The organism is Desulfosarcina ovata subsp. ovata (genome assembly GCF_009689005.1).
Classification (GTDB): Bacteria; Desulfobacterota; Desulfobacteria; order Desulfobacterales; family Desulfosarcinaceae; genus Desulfosarcina; species Desulfosarcina ovata.
On sequence record NZ_AP021879.1, the window covers coordinates 3,799,964 to 3,817,766 of the forward strand.

Sequence of the window (17,803 nt, forward strand, 5' to 3'; positions counted from 1 at the left end):
TACGTGGGCCGCCATTCAGGGCTTGCAGCCATCGCCACACCCGGCAACATGACCAGCGACATAAATATGAATACGGGCCAGCACCGCCGATAGCATCTTTTTTTCTGCCTATTCATAATTATTGCAGCCTCCGATGCAAAACTTTTTCCATGATCAGGGTGGTGAGGGCCTCGACCTCCCCTTCCAGCTGGGAGCGAATGTCTTTGAGCTGCTTATCTACCCTCGCCTCTGTCTCAATGCTCAACTTCGTGATTTCCGAACGGGCAGATGCGATAATCTCGGCAGCATAATGCTCGGCCTCTTCGTCCAGTTTGCCAACCTCGCCGTGAGCCTCTTTGAGTACTTGCGAACGCTGAAAATCCAAATCCTTATGAAGATTTTCAAGGTCGGATTGGGCCGACACCACATCGGAATTGATGCCGTCGAAGTACTCATTTCGCTCCGCCATGGTATTGACCAGCGGACGAATCATTACCCGGTTCATGATATACAAAAAAACCAGGAAAGATATGAGCTGGATAAAAAAAGTTTCATTGATGCTGATCAGTGCCGTAGCGCTGATGATCTCCATGGTCCATTACTCCATCTGTGCAGGTTAGGACGGCATTATCCGGAATACGTCCACGATCCGAAATAGAAGACGATCACTAAGCCCTGATTTAGACAACAAACAGCAGGAGCAGGGCAACCACGAGAGAATAGATCCCTGTCGATTCGGAAACGGCCTGGCCAACGAGCATGGTCCGGGTCAGCAGCCCTGCTTCCCTGGGGTTTCTTCCGATGGCTTCACACGCCTTGGCGGCGGCCATGCCTTCACCCACTCCAGGGCCGATGGCGCCTAAGCCCATTGAAATTCCGGCACCCAAAAATGCAGCTGCTTTTATGATGTCTACACCCTCAATAGCCATATTTTCCTCCAGTTGAATAAATAAGTTACCGTCGCTGCCATGCACCGACGAATTTAGATAACAAAGATTAAAACCAATGCAACGACAAACGAATAAATACCCGTAGATTCGGAAACCGCCTGGCCCACCAACATGCTGCGAATCAATATGGGCTGAGCTTCTTGATTGCGTCCGAGCCACGAAACCGCACTGCTCGCCGCAAGCCCTTCTCCAATGCCGGGCCCGATGGCACCCAGGCCCATGCATAACCCGGCAGAAACCAGTGCAAGCGCCGGAGCCAGATCGGTTGTCGCGGCAAACCCTTTGAACAACAGGACAAAACTGATCAACAGCCCATAGATGCCGGTGGTTTCAGAGACCGCCTGGCCGAGCAACATCAAATTCGTAATAGGACCGGCAGCGGAGGGATTTCTGGCAACGCCTTCACAACAGGCGCCGGCCACCTTTCCTTCGCCGATGGCCGGACCAATGGCCGCAATGCCTGTGGCCAGGCCCGCACCCATTAGCGCCGCCCAAGTCGGCCCAAAAGGTTGCTTGGTGAAGTCAAAAAAAATCAGGATCAATGCAATGACCAATGCATAAATCGAAGTCGTCTGACACACGGCAGACCCCACGAGCATGCTGGTGGTCAATTTTCTACCTGCGGCAGGCTGTCTGGCCATGCCTTCACAAGCGGAGGCCGCAGGAAACCCGGAACCGATCCCTGAACCGATGGCCCCGAAACCCATGCAAAGGCCGGCTCCCAAATAAGCCCAGATGGTGATGGGCTGGGTTACCGGCCCTACGGAAAAAAGGAGCAGCATTGCGACAACCAATGAAAAAATAGCTGCGGATTCTGCAACCGCCTGGCCTACCAACATATTTTTTAATATATCGCCGGCATTGGCAGGATTACGTGATAAGGCGGAATTGGCTGCCGCCGCCGTATACCCTTCGCCAATGGCCGCACCAATGGCACCCAACCCCATGGAAAGGCCGGCTCCCACATAAGTCGCCATTTTTACAGATGTTTCGACATCTAGTAGACTCATGATTTATTTTACCTGTACCGATATGTAAACAATTGTTAGCATTGTAAAAACAAAAGCTTGAATTGCGCCGACAAAGAAACCGAAAAATGCATTCAGAAATGGTGGCAGCAGGATGCTGAAGCACAAGTGAGAGACGACGAGGATGATGATGGCCCCCCCCATGATATTACCAAAGAGACGGAAAGAGATGGAGACGATTTTTGCCAATTCTCCGATCAGGTTGAGTGGCATCATGATAAAAAACGGTTCGAAATATTCCATTGCATAAGCCTTGATGCCTTTTGACTTGATGCCCACATAATGGGAGATAACGAACCCCATAACTCCGAGGCTCAGTGGGGTGTTTAGATCCTTGGTGGGTTCTTCCAAATGGGGAATGATGCCGATCCAGTTGCAGAGCAACAGAAACATGAACAGCGCGATGGTGAGCGGTGCGTAGGTTTTCGCCAGATCCCGGCCCAGGGCGTCTTCGGTGAGGTCGTAGAGCTTGGCTACGAATAACTCACCCAGCACCTGCATGGACGTCGGCACCAAACCCCGCTTACGGGTGCTCAAAACGCCAAACAAAATGAGAATTCCCATGACGATCCACGTATAGGCAATGGCGTCAAGATTGAAAATCATATTGTGGCCGAAGAGTGGAATGATGAGTTGGTGAATCTTACCTAATTCTTCCATTGAGTGTGCCTTTTTCACCTTCCCCGGCAAAGAAAAAATTGCGATAGAGATGATCGCCCAGAATAACCGACTGTACCATGAACAGGCCAACAATGGTTGCCGCCAGATTGAATCTGGCAAATTTGATGGCGATAACCAATGGAATGGCGATAAATATGTATCGAAAACAGATGTTACCGAAAGCGGAAATGGAGGCTTTCACGTTATCGGACTTGATCGTTTTATGGAGGGTTTGCGCCATCAACACGAAATTGATCGTGCTGAAAAATGCGCCCAGCACCAGCCCCCGGCAAATGGATTTGTAACCTAAAGCAAGAAACAGCAGGCTGACAAATATGGCCAAGGCCAGTGCTTTGGCTCCGTAGTTTTTTTGCAGATTACGAACGGTTGCTGCGGGGATCATCGGGATCTTCCTCTTTTTTGGGATCCGTCACATCAAGGATTTGTCGATAACAGACGTTGGCCCCACCAGCGACGCCAAGAAGAATGAATATGGTGGTAAAGACCCCCCGAAGTTCAAGCCATTTATCTATAAAATGCCCAACAAAAAAACAGAAAACGATACAGCCGGCCATGGTCAGCCCCAGCTGCATGACGATGGTCAGGTTTTCAGCCCAGTCCTTGTCTTTCTTGTAGTTGAACAGTTCATATTTGCGTCTCGTGTCATCGGCTTTTTTTTTCATTATCCGCCACGTATTGCTAAGGCGAACACCGCCGCGCAAAAACAATTATTAGAATGTTAAATTGAGACAAATAGAAAGCGAGCGTATTGGCGCAAAAGAAGACAAATATCGCGCCGCTCACTTTTAGAAAAAGCACCCTCTCCTCGGACAGGGGCAGAAATAACAAATCGACTTCTGTATTGTCAAGCGTCATAATCGGTTGATGGCATCTTATTTTGCCGCTGAGGATTAAAATTTAAGTGTTCGAAAACGAACATTATCTGCCAGGCATCGCAGGCACCAGAATACATCCAAATGCGATTGCCCTGGTTGTTTTGCCCGCAGGATTGTTTTCGATTGGTTATCGTCTTATTGTTGATCCGAAGCATAAAAATGACAATAATTTTAAATTGCCCGTACCAATGGGCAAGCAACGCAAGGGCTTTAAAATCACCATGCAAAGTCAAATCACCATCCTCGGATCGGGAACGGGCGTGCCGTCGCTGACAAGGAATTCGTGTTCTTTTCTGTTGAAAACCGGTGGCAAAAACTTGCTTTTCGATTGCGGTGCCGGGGTGATGAAACGGCTGCTTGAAGCCGGGGCATCCATTTTTGACATCCATTACATTTTTCTCAGCCATTTTCACCCGGATCACATCGGGGAACTGGCCGCTTTTTTGTTTGCCTTGAAGTACCCGGCTCCTGCTGCTCAACGGCAGCGGCTGACCATTGTTGCCGGGTTGGGTTTTCGCGCGTTTTTTGAGCGTCTGAAAAATGTCTACGGCCACTGGATTACCCTGCCCCCCGATCTGCTCGACGTGGTTGAACTCGATACGCAAGCGGAGGACCATTACCCCTCGACCGCCTTCAAGGTGACGTCGATGCCGGTTGCCCATCGACCGGAAAGCCTGGCCTATCGAATCGTTGATGCGCGCGGCAAGGCACTGGTCTACTCAGGGGACACGGACGATTGCCACAACCTGGTCTCCATTGCCGCCGATGCCGATCTGATGATCTGTGAATCGGCCTTTCCCGACGGCCATAAGGTCGCCGGTCATCTGACGCCCTCCCTGGCCGGTAAAATTGCCCACGCGGCAGGCGTCAAACGTTTGGTGCTGACCCATTTTTATCCAGCCTGCGAAACCGTTGATATTGAAAATCATTGTCGAAGCGCCTATAGTGGGCCGATTGTGCTTGCACGGGACCTGATGACCCTGACCCTTTAAATGCCAGGGCGTGACGGTGGCGCCATTGGCCGTGGGCGCCGCCGGTGTCCCGGTTTTGGAGAAAAGCAAAGACAACGGTATACGAAAATTTGTAAAGCAACCAATATGCGCTATTATCCGGTAAATCTTGATATTCAGGGGCGTTCGTGCCTGGTGGTGGGGGGCGGTCGTGTGGGCGCCCGCAAGGTGAAGACCCTTTTGCAGTGCGGCGCCGTGGTTACCGTGGTCAGCCCGGAGATGACGTCCGATATCACCGGGCTGGCGGCCGCGGAGAAGATTACCCTCGAACGACGCCCCTATCGATCGTCGGATGTCAAGGGCCGGTTTCTCGTGATCGGGGCGACCGATGACGAAGTGCTGAACCAACGGATTCACGCGGATGCGGAGCGGTTTCAGTTGCTTTGCAATATTGCCGACCGACCGGCGATCTGTAACTTTACCCTGCCGGCGATCGTGCGGCAGGGTGATTTTGTGATGGCCATCTCCACTGCCGGAAAAAGCCCCGCTTTTGCCAAATATATCCGACAGCAGCTGGAAACCCAGTTTGGCCCGGAATATGGCACGCTCCTGGATCTGATGGGTGCCATCCGAACCCGGCTGCTGGCCGAGGAGCATGCCCCAGAGGTCCACAAGCCCCTTTTCGAACAACTGATCCATGAGGATTTGCTGGGCTTGGTCAGGGATGGCGACAGCCATCGGATCGACCGCCTGCTGGAACGGGTATTGGGACCTGGTTTTGTTTTCGATGAGTTAATGTCTGCCAACCGACTGTCCGGGGAGTGACATGGAGTCCGTTTTTATCATCGCCACTATTTTATATCTGCTCAGCTGTACCGGCTACCTTGGCTATCTTTTTTTTCAGCGGGAGCCCCTTCAACGAATGGCGATGGGATTGATGCTGACCGGCTTTGTCCTGCATTCGATCTACCTGGTGGTCTGCGGTCTCCGGGCCGGGAACTTCCCGGTAAACAACCTCCATGAAACCCTGTCGGTGACCGCATGGGCCATTGCAGCGGTGTTTCTGGCCTTCTCCTGGGGATATAAATTGAAAATCCTGGGCATCTACGCCGCCCCACTGATCAGCATGACCATGGTCGCCGCCCATCATATGCCCGACACCGTCGCTCAGGATCCCCGGCTTTTCAAAAGCTGGTGGCTGGCGGCCCATATTATCACCACCTTTCTTGGCAATGCGGCATTTGCCCTGGGCGGTGGACTGGGCCTGCTCTATCTGCTGCAGGAAAATGCCATTAAGAAAAAAATCCGGGGCTTCTTTTTCAGTCGGCTGCCCTCCTTGGAACTTCTGGACACCACCGGATACGCCTGCATTGTGGCCGGATTTTCGATGATTACAATTGGCCTGATTACCGGTGTTATTTATGCCAAGGCCGTCTGGGGGCGGTTTTGGAGCTGGGACCCCAAGGAGGTCTGGGCCGCCATTACATGGGTGTTTTACGCCGCCCTGCTTCACGAACGCCTGACGGTGGGATGGCGTGGTCGACGGGCGGCCATCATGGCCATGGTTGGTTTCGGTGTTTTGCTGTTTACCTTTTTCGGGGTGAATTTTCTGCTCAAGGGCCATCATGGAACCTTTACGGCCATGTAACCCGAACGTCCGTTCTTCAGCCCTGATGCTGAAGACGGTTAATAATAGTGACCATGCGTGATATTGTACTGATTGGACTGAATCATAAAACAGCCTCCGTTGACGTCCGGGAATGCATTGCCTTCACCGCGGATGAGACGGACCGGGCACTGAAAATGCTGCGGGAAGATCCGGCGATCGGCGAATCCGTTCTGTTTTCCACCTGCAACCGGATTGAACTGTTGATGGTCGCTGATGAGGGCCAGAAGGCGATCAACACGGCCAAGCAGTTTCTTGCGGCATTCAAAAATGTGCCGATTGCCCAGTTTGAATCATCGCTTTACCAGTATCAGGGAGACGATGCGGTCCGGCACACGTTTCAGGTGGCCGCCAGCCTTGATTCCATGGTTGTGGGGGAACCGCAGATCCTTGGCCAGATGAAAGCGGCCTATCGCAAGGCGACCCTGGAGAGCACATCCGGCGTGATTCTCAACAAACTGCTCCACCGGACCTTTTTTGTGGCCAAAAAGGTGCGCACGGAAACCGGTATTGGCGATCATGCGGTAAGTATCAGTTACGCGGCCATTGAATTGGGCAAAAAGATTTTCGGCGATCTGGCGGGAAAGCAGGTGATGCTGATTGGGGCCGGAGAGATGGCCGAACTGGCTGTGGACCATCTGATCCGCAACCGTGCCGGGACCATTACCGTGGCCAACCGGACCTTTGCGCGTGGCGTCGAACTGGCCGAACGGTTTTTCGGTCAGGCGATCAAATTTGAAGAAATTGTCGATACGATCAAGGATGTGGATATTGTCATCAGTTCTACCGGTGCCACGGACTATGTGCTGGGCAAAGCACAGATCAAGAAGGCCATGCGCAGCCGGCGCAACCGCAGCCTTTTTTTTATCGACATTGCCGTTCCCAGGGATATCGATCCGGAGATCAACCGCATCAACAATGCCTATGTTTACGACATCGACGATTTGAAGGGGATTGTCGACGAGAATGTGGAAGACCGGCAGCGGGAGGCCACCAAGGCCCAGCGGATCATTGACGAGGCGGTGATCGGTTTTCGCAAATGGTACGACACCCTGGCGGTGGTGCCGACGATTGTGGCTCTGCGCGGCAAAGTGGAAGCCGTGGCCCGTCAGGAGCTTGAAAAAACGTTGGGCACGCTGGGCCATCTTCCCGACGGCGACAAACAGGCGATCAAACGAATGACCGATGCGCTGGTCAATAAGATCCTGCACGAGCCGACCCATTTTTTAAAAAAGAACGGTTGCTATGGGGATAAGACCGCCACCCTGGAGTTGACCCGCAAACTGTTCAATCTGGAATAACCCCAACGGTTGTCATGAATGGATCAAACGCCAGATCTCAGGGCGGCCTTTTGAAACACGGGGCGGCCGACAGATTTGGTATGGAGGAGACAAAATTGGAAAAAATCGCATTCTTATTTCCTGGACAGGGCGCCCAGAGGGTCGGTATGGGCCAGGATCTGTTCCAGGAATATGACTTTGTGAGAGAAATTTTCGACGCCGCCGACGATATCGCCAGCGCTCACATTTCAAGGTATTGCTTCAAGGGCCCCATGGAAACCCTGACCGAAACGGTCAACCTGCAGCCGGCGGTTACGGCGGTTAACTTGGCCTGCCTGACGGCAATCCAGCGGGCCGGTATCGCCTGCGACTTTTCCGCCGGACACAGCCTGGGTGAGTACAGCGCACTGACCGCGGCACAAGTCGTTTCCATGGCGGATAGCCTTCGCCTGGTTTTCCGGCGGGGTGAATTGATGCATCGGGAAGCATTGAAGAACAAGGGGGCCATGAGCGCAGTCATCGGATTGAATATCGATGCGGTAAACGCGCTGGTTGAAGCGGGCCGGGATGCCGGTGTGGTTTCCGTGGCCAATCACAATTCCGCGGAACAGATCGTCATTACCGGCGCGCCCGAGGCCGTGGCGGCTGTCTCGGCAGAGGCCAAAGCCCGGGGCGCCCGGGCGATTCCCCTGAAGGTGAGCGGGGCTTGGCACAGTGATCTGATCAAGGGGGCCGAGGATGAATTTTCCGCATTTCTGGATTCGATTCCATTTGCATCGCCGGTCCGTCCGGTTATCCACAACGTCACGGCGGACAGCTGCGGCGACGCTGAAACGATCCGGCAGATCATGGCCCGTCAGCTGTGCAGCCCGGTGCGCTGGTACGATACGGTGTGCCGGTTGTGCGATGAAAAGGTGACTGTTTTTGTGGAAGTCGGGCCAGGAAAAGTGCTGGCAGGGCTGCTCAAAAAGATCGTTCCGACGGATTATGAGCATCGCATCTTTAATGTAAACAACATGAAAACGGTGGAGACGTTGATTTCAGCGCTCTCCTGATCGTCTCTCCTACGCAAAGAAGACGACCACCGGTTTTCTGGCATGCGGCGGTCGTCTTCGGCAACCATCCGGTCAATCTTCCGGTTCGATCCAGACGATGTACGCCTTGTTGATAAACAGAACTTTTTCTTTGAAATCGCCATAATTGGCATCCACCACCACCAGAAACGGGCTCTCGTTCAGGGTCAGTAGGTCTGAAATCCGCTGGTTGGGCGAGATGTTTACCTTCCCGTTGATTGTCGATCCCTCGATGGTTTTTAGGGTGATGTTTCGATAATCGGTTTCATAGCCACTTTTTGAATCCACCATATAACTTTCTCCTTGGTTGGAATAACGGCAAATGGTATCAAATTAAAGGGTTGTCGTTTCTACTTAAGGGAATCCCCGGCCGGACTCAAGAAAAAGATGAAAAATTAAGATCCGGTTGGGCCCCGCGGCGATCAGCAGGATGTTCAGGTACTCCTTTTTACATGTATAACCATCTGAATAATTAAAAAAATGAATTTTTGTGGGTTGAAATTTCTATTGACAAATCCCCTTTACATGCCCATATGCTTATGGTAGTTTTTGTTTTTTTGTTGGTAAATGTCAATTTCATGGTTTCGGGATTGAGCGATGAACAAAGACGACTTGAAATTTTTTGAAGAGCTCCTTCATCAGCGGTTGCAGGAACTATTGAGCCATGCGGGTGAAACCGTTTCGGGAATGACGGAACAGAAAGAAACTTTCCCGGATCCCACCGATCGGGCCACGTTGGAATCGGATCGCAATTTCATGTTGCGGATTCGTGACCGCGAACACAAGCTGATCAAAAAAGTTAAAAAGGCCCTTGATCGTATCGAAAACGGCACATTTGGCATCTGCGAAAAGTGTGGCGACGATATCTCCGTCGAGCGACTCAAGGCAAGACCGGTTACCACCCAGTGCATTGAGTGCAAAACCAAAGAGGAGGCTTTTGAAAAAGCCCTTGGTATCTGACGCACGACCCGGTATTGATCTGCATGTTCACTCTACGGCTTCCGATGGTTCCCTGACCCCATCCGAAATTTTGGCAATGGCGGTTACGCTCGGCCTGAAAGCGATTGCGATTACCGACCATGACACCCTTGCCGGTTCGGTCGCCGCCATGGCCAGCGGTATTCCCTCCGCACTTCAATTTCTGACCGGTATTGAAATCAGTGCGGCAGCCCCGTCCGGCTACCGGGTGAACGGCAGTGTTCACATCCTCGGCTACGGCATTGACCCCGGTTTCCCCGAGCTGATCGACCTGCTTGATCGGCTGAAGCGGGCCAGAGAAGATCGCAATCCCCAAATCATCACCCGTCTCAACGATCTGGGCATGGATTTAAGCATGCAGGAGCTGGATGCGATCGTCGGCGATGCCATAGCCGGTCGTCCCCACATTGCCCAATTGATGATAAAAAAGCACCTTGCCACCTCTATCGATGATGCCTTCGATCGTTTCCTGGGAAAAAACAAACCGGCTTATGTCCATAAGTACCGGGCACCCATGGAGGCGGCCATCGGTGCCATCCGGCGGGCCGGGGGAGTCGCGGTGCTGGCCCACCCCCATCTGAACGGAATCAACGAACCGGTTGCTTTCGAGCAATTCTTGTTGACGCTCAAAGAGATGGGGCTTCGGGGAATCGAAGCCATTTACCCCGACCACTCCCGAGCCGTTACCGCTGAGTACTGCCGGCTGGCCCGTAAACATGACCTTTTGATTACCGGTGGTACGGACTTTCATGGTACGGCCACACCGGGAATTCAAATGGGGGTGGGCGATGGTCACTTTCACGTTCCTTATGAACGGTATGAATCCCTGGTCGCCCACCTGAAAGCATGCGGATGAACGATGCCCACACGGAAACGGTCTTCAGGGAAGCGTTGGAAACGGCCCTGGACTATCAGTTCCAAACGCCCGAACGGCTGACGCACGCCTTGTGCCACAGTTCATACGTCAACGAACAAATCCAGTCGGACATCGCCAGTAATGAGCGGCTTGAATTTTTGGGCGATGCCGTGTTGAACCTGGCGATCAGCCATTTGCTGATGACCCGTTATCCGGAGATGACTGAAGGGGAATTGTCCAGAAACCGGGCGTTTCTGGTCAATGAAACCCGACTGGCAGCGATTGCCCGGGAAATCAGGATCGGTCCCCATTTGCTGCTGGGCAAAGGTGAAGCGCTGACCGACGGGCGTGAGAAAAATTCCATTTTGGCCGATGCCATGGAAGCCGTTATTGCCGCGATTTACCTGGATGGCGGGTTCGATGCCGCCTTCCGATTTATTGAATCACGATTTAGCAAAAGGCTTCGCAGCGCCAATCGCAGCCGCTATGAGACCGACTACAAAAGCCGGTTGCAGGAACGCGTGCAGTCAACCTACCATGAAGTGCCGCGCTATCAGGTGGTGGGTACCCATGGCCCGGATCATGACAAAACCTTCCGGGTACGGATGACAGTGGCCGGCATCTCCGCCGAGGGAAACGGCAAAAACAAAAAAATGGCCGAGCAGGAAGCTGCCCGGGCCGGTCTTGAAGAGCTCGACCGTTCTTCCGGCGCATGAAACGACCGGATAACACCGCGCCGGTCGACCGGCACCTGATTATCCCCCTGTTTATCCCCCACCTGGGATGCCCCCACCAATGTGTTTTCTGCAATCAACGCACGATTACCGGGGCAACCGCCCACACGCCGTCCACGGAACAAATCCGCACTGAAGTGAAGCGTTTTTTGCGTCATGCCAAAAAACGATATGCGTCCGTCCAAATCTCTTTTTTCGGGGGCAACTTCCTGGGGCTGGCGCCGCATATCATGAAGCAGCTGCTGGATGCGGCAGTCCCCTTTGTGCAGCGCGGTGATGTGAACAGCCTGCGTTTTTCGACCCGGCCGGACACGGTTTCGCACCAGACCCTGGACCGCATCGGCGACTACCCGGTTTCAACGGTGGAACTGGGCGTTCAATCCATGAACGATAACGTCCTCCGCGCTGTGGCCCGGGGGCACCAGGCCGCTGACACGGTGACGGCGGCCCGTCTGGTCAAAGAACGGGGGTACCAGCTCGGACTGCAGATGATGGTCGGCCTGCCCGGGGACGACAATGACGGCGCCTTGGCGACGGCCCGCCGGCTGGTTGCCCTCAAGCCCGATTTTATCCGCATCTATCCGACGCTCGTATTGGCCGGCAGCCCCTTGGCGGACCTGTGGCGTCATGGCCGGTACCAGCCCATGGCGCTCGACGCGTGCGTCACGCTGGTTAAAAAACTGTTTCTGCTTTTCAACCGGCACCAGATCCCTGTGGTTCGCATGGGACTGCAGGCATCCGACGGCCTGGCCGACGGGCGCAATCTGCTGGCCGGCCCCTACCACCCGGCCTTCGGCCACCTGGTACACGGGGAGATCGTGCTGGATGCCATTCAATCGATTTTGGCCGATGATTGTCCGGCAAACGGTCATCTTTCCATTGTGACGCATCCCAAAATGGTGTCCCGCGTTCAGGGGTTGAACAAACGCAATCTGCGGCAGCTTCAGGAGAGATACCCGTTGTCTGACGTCGTCATCATCCAGGATGAGAACTTCGCGCCCAACCAGATCCGGGTCGGCAGGCAAACCCTTTACCTCGATACCTGATGCCCCGTTCGATCGTTTTCCAGGATCAATCAGGTGGCCGGTGCTTTTTTGAACCAGCTGCCAATGGTTTTAATCCAGATGCCACTTAACATGTAGGCATAGGCATAGGTGCCGATGAGGATGAGGACAAACGCTTTGACGATGTCCCAGGAGCTTCCGTTCAGCGTGAACCCCGGCACATAGCCGAAAAGAAAGGGGCCCAGGTAAAGAAACTTGGCGAACTTGAACGAAGCGAAGGCGGTCCGCCACATGTTGGCCTCGGCGATGGTCGCCCCGGCAAAGGCCGCGATACAGACCGGCGGTGTGATGTTGGAGTCCTGGGAAAGCCAGTAAACGATCATATGCGCGGCGATTTCGTTGACCCCCAGGTGGGTCAGCGCCGGAACCGCCACAACGGCGGTGATCAGGTAGGCGGCCGTCACCGGAACACCCATGCCCAGAACCAGAGACGCCAACGCGATCAACAGAATCGTCAGGACCAGGGAACCGCCGGCCAGTTCAATGACAATATCTGCAAAAGTGAGCACCAGTCCACTGTATGTGAGTACGCCGATGATCACGCCGATAACGCCTACGGTGGCCCCGATTTTAAGACTGCTGGTGGTACCGCTACGGCAGGCATCCACAAATTGGGTCAATTCGGTTTTCAGATCAGCACCCTTGGCCCTTCTCCGTACCGCCAGAATGACCGCGAAAATCAGACCGTAAACCACCAGGAACCGTTCGGCGAAAACCCGTTTCACCGGCGCAACACTCTCGGGTCCCAGGGTTGCGGACAATCCGCGAAACAACCAACTGCCCAGCAGAACAAAGGCCATGACCCACACCACGGTAAGGTCTATCTTGGTGTCGTCGCCCCCCTTGAAACTGATCGCCACACAGGTGGCCAGCCCCAGAATGGCCGAGTAGGCCGGCGAAAATCCGGTGAGCATAAAGATGGTGATGACGACCAGGGGCAGAATGTAAATCCATTCCTCTTTCAGGATGGCCATGGCCGGTTTGGCCGATCGTTCACCGATCACGTTGTATTTTTTGGCTTCCCAATGAACCATCATGTATACGCTGAAAAAATACATGAGCGCCGGAAAGATGGCCACCAACATGATTTTGGAATAGGGCACACCGGTCATTTCGGCCATGATGAATCCGCCGGCACCCATGATGGGGGGCATGAACATGCCGCCGATGGAAGCGGCGGGCTCGATACCGCCGGCAATGTGGGGCCGGAATCCGGCTTTTTTCATCATGGGGATGGTAAACGTACCGGTGGAAACCGTGTTGGCGATGGCGCTGCCGGAAATGGAGCCGAACAGGCCACTGGCGATCACCGACACCTTGGCCGGCCCCCCCACCTTGTGGCCCACGGCGGCCAGGGGCCAGTCGATGAAGAATTTTTGGGCGCCGCATTTTTCCAGAAAGGCACCGAACAAAACGAACAGCACCACGTAGGTGGCCAGAACGTTGGCCATGATGCCGAAGACCCCGTCGCCTTTGTAAAATATACTGGTACACAGGCCGGGAAGCGTGTCGCCGGCGTGGGCGATGAGATCCGGCATGTGAGCCCCGTACATTCCGTAAAGAAGAAAAATCACCCCCAGGATGACAAAAACGTTGCCCACCACGCGGCGGGCCAGTTCGACGCCAATCAGGACGCCCACCACGGCGATCCACTGGTCCACCAGATTTTCCGCGCCGGTCCGGTAGTTGATGGCTTCAAAATTGAAAATCCAGTAGCCCACCGAAACAATGGAAAGGACAATCAGAACATAATCCACCACCCGCATGATTTTGCTTTTGGACCGGTAGAGCAGAAAGCAGAGCACGTAGGTAATGATGACATAAATTCCGCGGTGGTACTGGAGGTTGGCAGGCTCGACGACTGCCGACCAGGAGTAAAACAGGACCAATATGACGGACAGGGTGTCAAAAATGATCTTTTCAAAATATTTCAAATCGTTGTACATGGATCACCTGCCGGGGGTTGGGAACGCGACGATACGCAGGGCGACACATCGTCGCCCTGCCGGTGGGTCGCTTTTTAGTTAAGAATGCCCTTATCTTTCCAGAACTTCTCGGCACCCGGATGCAGGGGCGTGGCAACACCCTTAAGCCCTTTTTCCAGGGCCATGGCCCTGAAGGTTTTTTTCTGGGCAACCATCCAGGCAAGTCCCTCCGGGGTATAAATCGCTTCGAGCATGTCATAAACCAGATCGTCGGGTGTTTTGGTATTGGCCACCAGCAAGGTGGTGTCGCGCCAGGAGGGCACATCTTCGGTGATCCCGCGGTAGCGGCCGTCCGATGTGGGGATGGTGAACGGCTGGAAATTTTTGTACTTATCGTAGAAACCGTACTTTTTGGCATCAGCGTCCAGGTCCACCATGGCGATATGGTTCATGGTCGCGGCCTGGATGACCGCCGGACTCGGATAGGCCGTAAACAGCCAGAGGGCTTCCACCTGGTTGTTGCTCAGCGCGTCTGCGCCGGCATTGTAGCTGACGGCATTACGATCGATCTTGTCCCAGACCCCCAGGTGGGTGAAGAACATTTCACAATAGGAAAAGGCGCCCGATCCGGCCGGTCCCACGGCCACGCGCTTGCCAACCAGGTCCTTGACGCTCTTGATGCCGGAGCCTTTCAAGACGACCAGTTGGGCCGGCGCCTCGTAGAGGTAAGACACCGCCATGACATTCGTGTATTTTTTGGGGTCGTTGACCATGAGGCCTTCGCGGCCGGCAAAGACGTGCCCGGAGTAAACCGTTCCGAATTGGGCCTTGCCGGAGTCGACCTTCCTCAGGTTCTCGGTGGAACCCCCTGAAGATTGCACTTTGATATTGTAGTTCAGGGCTTTGATGGGCTTGTAGGTGGCAATGGCCTGACCAACAATCTGGAAGGTGCCGCCCGCCGGCCCGCCGGCGAAGATAATCAGCTTTTTGGCGGACGCCTGCGGAACGATCGTCAAAGCCAGCATCAGGGCCAGGCTTACAGATAACACAATGGGCAAACATCGTTTTTTCATAACGGATCTCCTTTTGGCTGTATTAAACAATTGGTCTATTGTGTTTGTAGCCAGACCCGGTATGCATTTCAATTAGACGATTTCTGATTCTCGTGTAGTAATTTTTCTTACGATGGAATCGGGAAGGGATCGGATGGGGAATTCCCGCTCAGGGTTCGGTCCGTCTTTCCGGTTCTGAATGGATTGCCGCGGACAGGGGCGCCGGATTCAGGGGAACAATAAGGCGCACCCGCGTGCCACTTCCGGGTTGGGACGATACGGTAAATGTGCCGCCCACCAAAACCGCCCGTTCGCGCATGCCCGCCAGGCCCAACGCGTCCCCATCGTTGAAGGCGTCCACATTGAATCCGACCCCGTCATCGGAAACGGTCAGCACCAGATTCTCCCGCGCCATGGCCAGGGTTACCTCAGCACGGGTGGCCTGGGCGTACCGGGCCACATTGGTAAGCGCTTCCTGGGCAATTCGATAGGCGGCCGTGGCAACGGCGTTATCCACCTTGGGAATGTTCGTATGGTTGAAAATACAGGCGATCTGACCGCGGCGTTCGAACTCCGTGGTGTACCACTCCAGGGCATCCACCAAGCCCAGGTCGTCCAAAACGCCCGGTCGCAACCGTATGGCCATGCCGCGGACCTCTTCGATGGTGGTATCGATCAGCGCACACATGGCTTCAGCACGCTGGGCCATCCTGGCGTCACTGGCCTTGATGCGCTCCTGGAGCCAGACCGCATCCATGCGCAGGGCGGTCAGCAATTGGCCCAATTCATCGTGCAACTCCCGGGCAATGGCGGTGCGCTCTTTTTCCTGGTTGGCCATAATGGATCCCGAAAGCCGGCGCAATCGCTCCTGAGCCTTTTTCAGAGCGGTGATATCGGTGGCAATGCCGCATACCCCGCGAATATGGCCCGACTCCTCATAGATGGGGAATTTTACTGACAGATAGGTGTGGCGGCCATCTTTCTGGTCGATCTGTTCTTCCATGTTCAGGGAACGGTCGGCCGCCAGTACCTGCTTGTCGTTGTCCCGGAACTGGCGGGCCACCGCCGGTGGAAGAATGTCCCAGTCGGTCTTTCCGCGCACGTCTTCTTTGCAGACCTCGAAAAGCTCTTCATAGCGACTGTTGACCAGGAGATAGCGCCCCTGGGTGTCTTTGATATACACCACGTTGGGGGAGTATTTAAGGATGGCGCTGATTTCTCCACTGCGAATGCTCACCTGCCGTTCGAGTTCCCGCGAATATTGGCTAAGCGCCTCTTTGGCCAGACGCAAATCCTCCTCGGCACGGTTGCGTTGGGTAACATCAATGGAGACCGCCAGGGATCGCTGGATGCGGCCCTCGTCGTCGCGCTCGGCAATGGCCGACATGGAAACATCGATGCTCTCTCCGCTCTTTTTGACATATTGATAGGAAATGTCCGAGCAGAATCCGTTTTTGAAGAATTGGGGGAATACGGTTTCCAAGGCATATTTGCGCGCCTGGGGAGTAAAAAAGTCGGTCAGGTGCCGGCCGATGACGTCATTGCGGGAGTAGCCCATGGTTGCGGCCCAGTAGTCACTGACGCTTAGCAGCCTTCCCTGGGGATCGATGGAGTGCAGCATGGCCGGGGTATGGTGGTAGAGTGACCGGTAGCGGGTTTCGCTTTCCCGCAGAGCGTTCTCGGCATTTCGCCGGCGCCGGATTTCACGGCTGGCTTTGCGGTACAGCACCAGCACGGAAAGGCCGACCAACACGGAAATCAAGAGCACCAGCGGACCGACGATACGCAAAAAGGGAGCGGCGATGGATTTAGCGATCAGGCGGGTATCGCGCAAATGGAGGATGGTCCACCCCTGAAAGAGATCAACGGGCACCTGGTGCATCAGATAGCGCTTGCCCTGCCGATCTTCCACGTGTTTTTCATCCAACCGGTGAAGGCCGGTCCACGTCCAGGGCCCTTCGCCGAACTGACGTTTGGCGGCGATCTGCTTGCGACGTGCGTCGGGAAGCTGCCAGGCCAGTTTGAAAAGCCATTGGTCCCGGTTGGAAATGAAAATGACGCCCTGGGGATCGGTGACCAGAACAATATCTTCGGAAGGCAGTCCCAGCGCTTTTTCGGTTTTCTCGATGGACGCCTTGATCACCGTAACCCCGATGGGGGCGGCATCGGGGTCGTCGTACACCGCGTGGCTGTGATACACACCGCGTTTGCCCGAGGTTGTGCCCAGGGCCAGGTAGGCCCCTCGTCTGCCCATGGCCGCGTCCCGGAAATACGGTCGGAAAGAGAAATCCTGACCCACAAAACTGTCCGGGGCATCGCGGTTGCTGGAAGCAATCGTGATCCCCCGCATGTCCATCAGGTAACAGACATCGGCGTCCAGGGTGCTCACAAAGCGGTTCAATACCACCTCGGCGGCATAGATGTCATCGGGTGACCGGGTGCGCAAGGCGCGTTGAATATCCGGCATGGCGGCCAGGGTGGCGGCAGACTTGCGATGTTCGGACAAAAAGAAATTAAGGCTTTTGTGAACCAGTTGAAGATTGGTGGTTGCCTGACGCTCGGCTTCCTGAAATGCGGCTTGGCGCAATGCGGAGTAGTAAAGTGCCCCGCCGGCGGAGGCGGACAAAAAAGCCAGCAAAGAAAGAACCAGCAGAATGTGACGTAAGCCCATAAAGGGGCTCTCCGTTTATTTCCGGCAGCCTGATCGGGCAA

Annotated in this window: 20 protein-coding genes; 9 read left to right on the top strand and 11 right to left on the bottom strand. The window is 54.6% G+C overall.

Translation table 11 applies throughout. The features are described 5' to 3' along the window. Positions 1 to 118 precede the first annotated feature (118 nt). The 7 genes from GN112_RS16795 to GN112_RS16825 form a co-directional block, all read right to left on the bottom strand. On the bottom strand, positions 119 to 571 hold the full coding sequence (locus tag GN112_RS16795; RefSeq protein WP_155311270.1) for a F0F1 ATP synthase subunit B family protein: 453 nt from the start codon (positions 569 to 571) through the stop codon (positions 119 to 121). An 88-nt stretch (positions 572 to 659) separates the two neighbouring features. Beyond that, positions 660 to 908 carry an ATP synthase F0 subunit C gene (atpE, locus tag GN112_RS16800; protein ID WP_155311271.1) on the bottom strand — a complete coding sequence of 83 codons (249 nt, stop codon included), beginning with the start codon at positions 906 to 908 and terminating at the stop codon, positions 660 to 662. A gap of 53 nt (positions 909 to 961) precedes the next feature. After that, a complete protein-coding gene (atpE, locus tag GN112_RS35560; RefSeq protein WP_155311272.1) occupies positions 962 to 1,939 on the bottom strand; it encodes an ATP synthase F0 subunit C in 978 nt (325 codons plus the stop codon). A 3-nt stretch (positions 1,940 to 1,942) separates the two neighbouring features. Further along, the gene (atpB, locus tag GN112_RS16810; RefSeq protein WP_155311273.1) at positions 1,943 to 2,617 is read right to left on the bottom strand and encodes a F0F1 ATP synthase subunit A; all 675 of its coding nucleotides are present in this window, start codon (positions 2,615 to 2,617) and stop codon (positions 1,943 to 1,945) included. Then, positions 2,601 to 3,020 carry an ATP synthase subunit I gene (locus tag GN112_RS16815; protein WP_155311274.1) on the bottom strand — a complete coding sequence of 140 codons (420 nt, stop codon included), beginning with the start codon at positions 3,018 to 3,020 and terminating at the stop codon, positions 2,601 to 2,603. The genes atpB and GN112_RS16815 overlap by 17 nt, the downstream gene beginning before the upstream one ends. After that, positions 2,995 to 3,300, bottom strand: coding sequence for an AtpZ/AtpI family protein (locus tag GN112_RS16820; RefSeq protein ID WP_155311275.1), 306 nt, complete (start codon positions 3,298 to 3,300; stop codon positions 2,995 to 2,997). The genes GN112_RS16815 and GN112_RS16820 overlap by 26 nt, the downstream gene beginning before the upstream one ends. Before the next feature lie 182 nt (positions 3,301 to 3,482). Continuing rightward, a complete protein-coding gene (locus tag GN112_RS16825; protein ID WP_155311276.1) occupies positions 3,483 to 3,746 on the bottom strand; it encodes a hypothetical protein in 264 nt (87 codons plus the stop codon). Here GN112_RS16825 and GN112_RS16830 point away from each other — a divergent pair. From GN112_RS16830 to fabD, 5 genes are all read left to right on the top strand, one after another. Then, positions 3,735 to 4,505 (top strand): MBL fold metallo-hydrolase, encoded by a 771-nt coding sequence (locus tag GN112_RS16830; protein ID WP_155311277.1) that lies wholly within the window; start codon positions 3,735 to 3,737, stop codon positions 4,503 to 4,505. The genes GN112_RS16825 and GN112_RS16830 overlap by 12 nt on opposite strands. Positions 4,506 to 4,610: 105 nt before the next feature. Then, complete coding sequence (locus tag GN112_RS16835) at positions 4,611 to 5,288, top strand: precorrin-2 dehydrogenase/sirohydrochlorin ferrochelatase family protein (protein ID WP_155311278.1); 678 nt, start codon at positions 4,611 to 4,613, stop codon at positions 5,286 to 5,288. 1 nt (position 5,289) lies between these two features. Beyond that, the gene (gene ccsB / locus GN112_RS16840) at positions 5,290 to 6,111 is read left to right on the top strand and encodes a c-type cytochrome biogenesis protein CcsB (protein WP_155311279.1); all 822 of its coding nucleotides are present in this window, start codon (positions 5,290 to 5,292) and stop codon (positions 6,109 to 6,111) included. A gap of 53 nt (positions 6,112 to 6,164) precedes the next feature. Then, positions 6,165 to 7,430, top strand: coding sequence for a glutamyl-tRNA reductase (gene hemA / locus GN112_RS16845; protein ID WP_155311280.1), 1,266 nt, complete (start codon positions 6,165 to 6,167; stop codon positions 7,428 to 7,430). Positions 7,431 to 7,525: 95 nt separating this feature from the next. Beyond that, positions 7,526 to 8,464, top strand: a complete 939-nt coding sequence (gene fabD / locus GN112_RS16850; RefSeq protein WP_155311281.1) for an ACP S-malonyltransferase — start codon at positions 7,526 to 7,528, stop codon at positions 8,462 to 8,464. 72 nt (positions 8,465 to 8,536) lie between these two features. Here fabD and GN112_RS16855 read toward each other — a convergent pair whose 3' ends face one another. Continuing rightward, positions 8,537 to 8,773, bottom strand: coding sequence for a DUF6812 domain-containing protein (locus GN112_RS16855; protein ID WP_155311282.1), 237 nt, complete (start codon positions 8,771 to 8,773; stop codon positions 8,537 to 8,539). 306 nt (positions 8,774 to 9,079) lie between these two features. Between GN112_RS16855 and dksA the strand changes: the two genes are divergently transcribed. From dksA to GN112_RS16875, 4 genes are read left to right on the top strand one after another with little or no spacing between them, the layout of a single operon-like run. Then, a complete protein-coding gene (dksA, locus tag GN112_RS16860) occupies positions 9,080 to 9,442 on the top strand; it encodes an RNA polymerase-binding protein DksA (RefSeq protein ID WP_155311283.1) in 363 nt (120 codons plus the stop codon). After that, on the top strand, positions 9,420 to 10,316 hold the full coding sequence (locus tag GN112_RS16865) for a PHP domain-containing protein (protein WP_231717045.1): 897 nt from the start codon (positions 9,420 to 9,422) through the stop codon (positions 10,314 to 10,316). The genes dksA and GN112_RS16865 overlap by 23 nt, the downstream gene beginning before the upstream one ends. Continuing rightward, positions 10,313 to 11,032, top strand: coding sequence for a ribonuclease III (gene rnc / locus GN112_RS16870; protein WP_155311284.1), 720 nt, complete (start codon positions 10,313 to 10,315; stop codon positions 11,030 to 11,032). The genes GN112_RS16865 and rnc overlap by 4 nt, the downstream gene beginning before the upstream one ends. Then, positions 11,029 to 12,096, top strand: coding sequence for an elongator complex protein 3 (locus GN112_RS16875; protein WP_155311285.1), 1,068 nt, complete (start codon positions 11,029 to 11,031; stop codon positions 12,094 to 12,096). The genes rnc and GN112_RS16875 overlap by 4 nt, the downstream gene beginning before the upstream one ends. Positions 12,097 to 12,125: 29 nt before the next feature. Here GN112_RS16875 and GN112_RS16880 read toward each other — a convergent pair whose 3' ends face one another. From GN112_RS16880 to GN112_RS16890, 3 genes are all read right to left on the bottom strand, one after another. Then, complete coding sequence (locus GN112_RS16880; protein WP_155311286.1) at positions 12,126 to 14,060, bottom strand: TRAP transporter permease; 1,935 nt, start codon at positions 14,058 to 14,060, stop codon at positions 12,126 to 12,128. Between the two features lie 74 nt (positions 14,061 to 14,134). Then, positions 14,135 to 15,112, bottom strand: coding sequence for a TAXI family TRAP transporter solute-binding subunit (locus GN112_RS16885; RefSeq protein ID WP_155311287.1), 978 nt, complete (start codon positions 15,110 to 15,112; stop codon positions 14,135 to 14,137). Between the two features lie 148 nt (positions 15,113 to 15,260). Further along, on the bottom strand, positions 15,261 to 17,762 hold the full coding sequence (locus GN112_RS16890) for a sensor histidine kinase (RefSeq protein ID WP_155311288.1): 2,502 nt from the start codon (positions 17,760 to 17,762) through the stop codon (positions 15,261 to 15,263). Positions 17,763 to 17,803 lie beyond the last annotated feature (41 nt).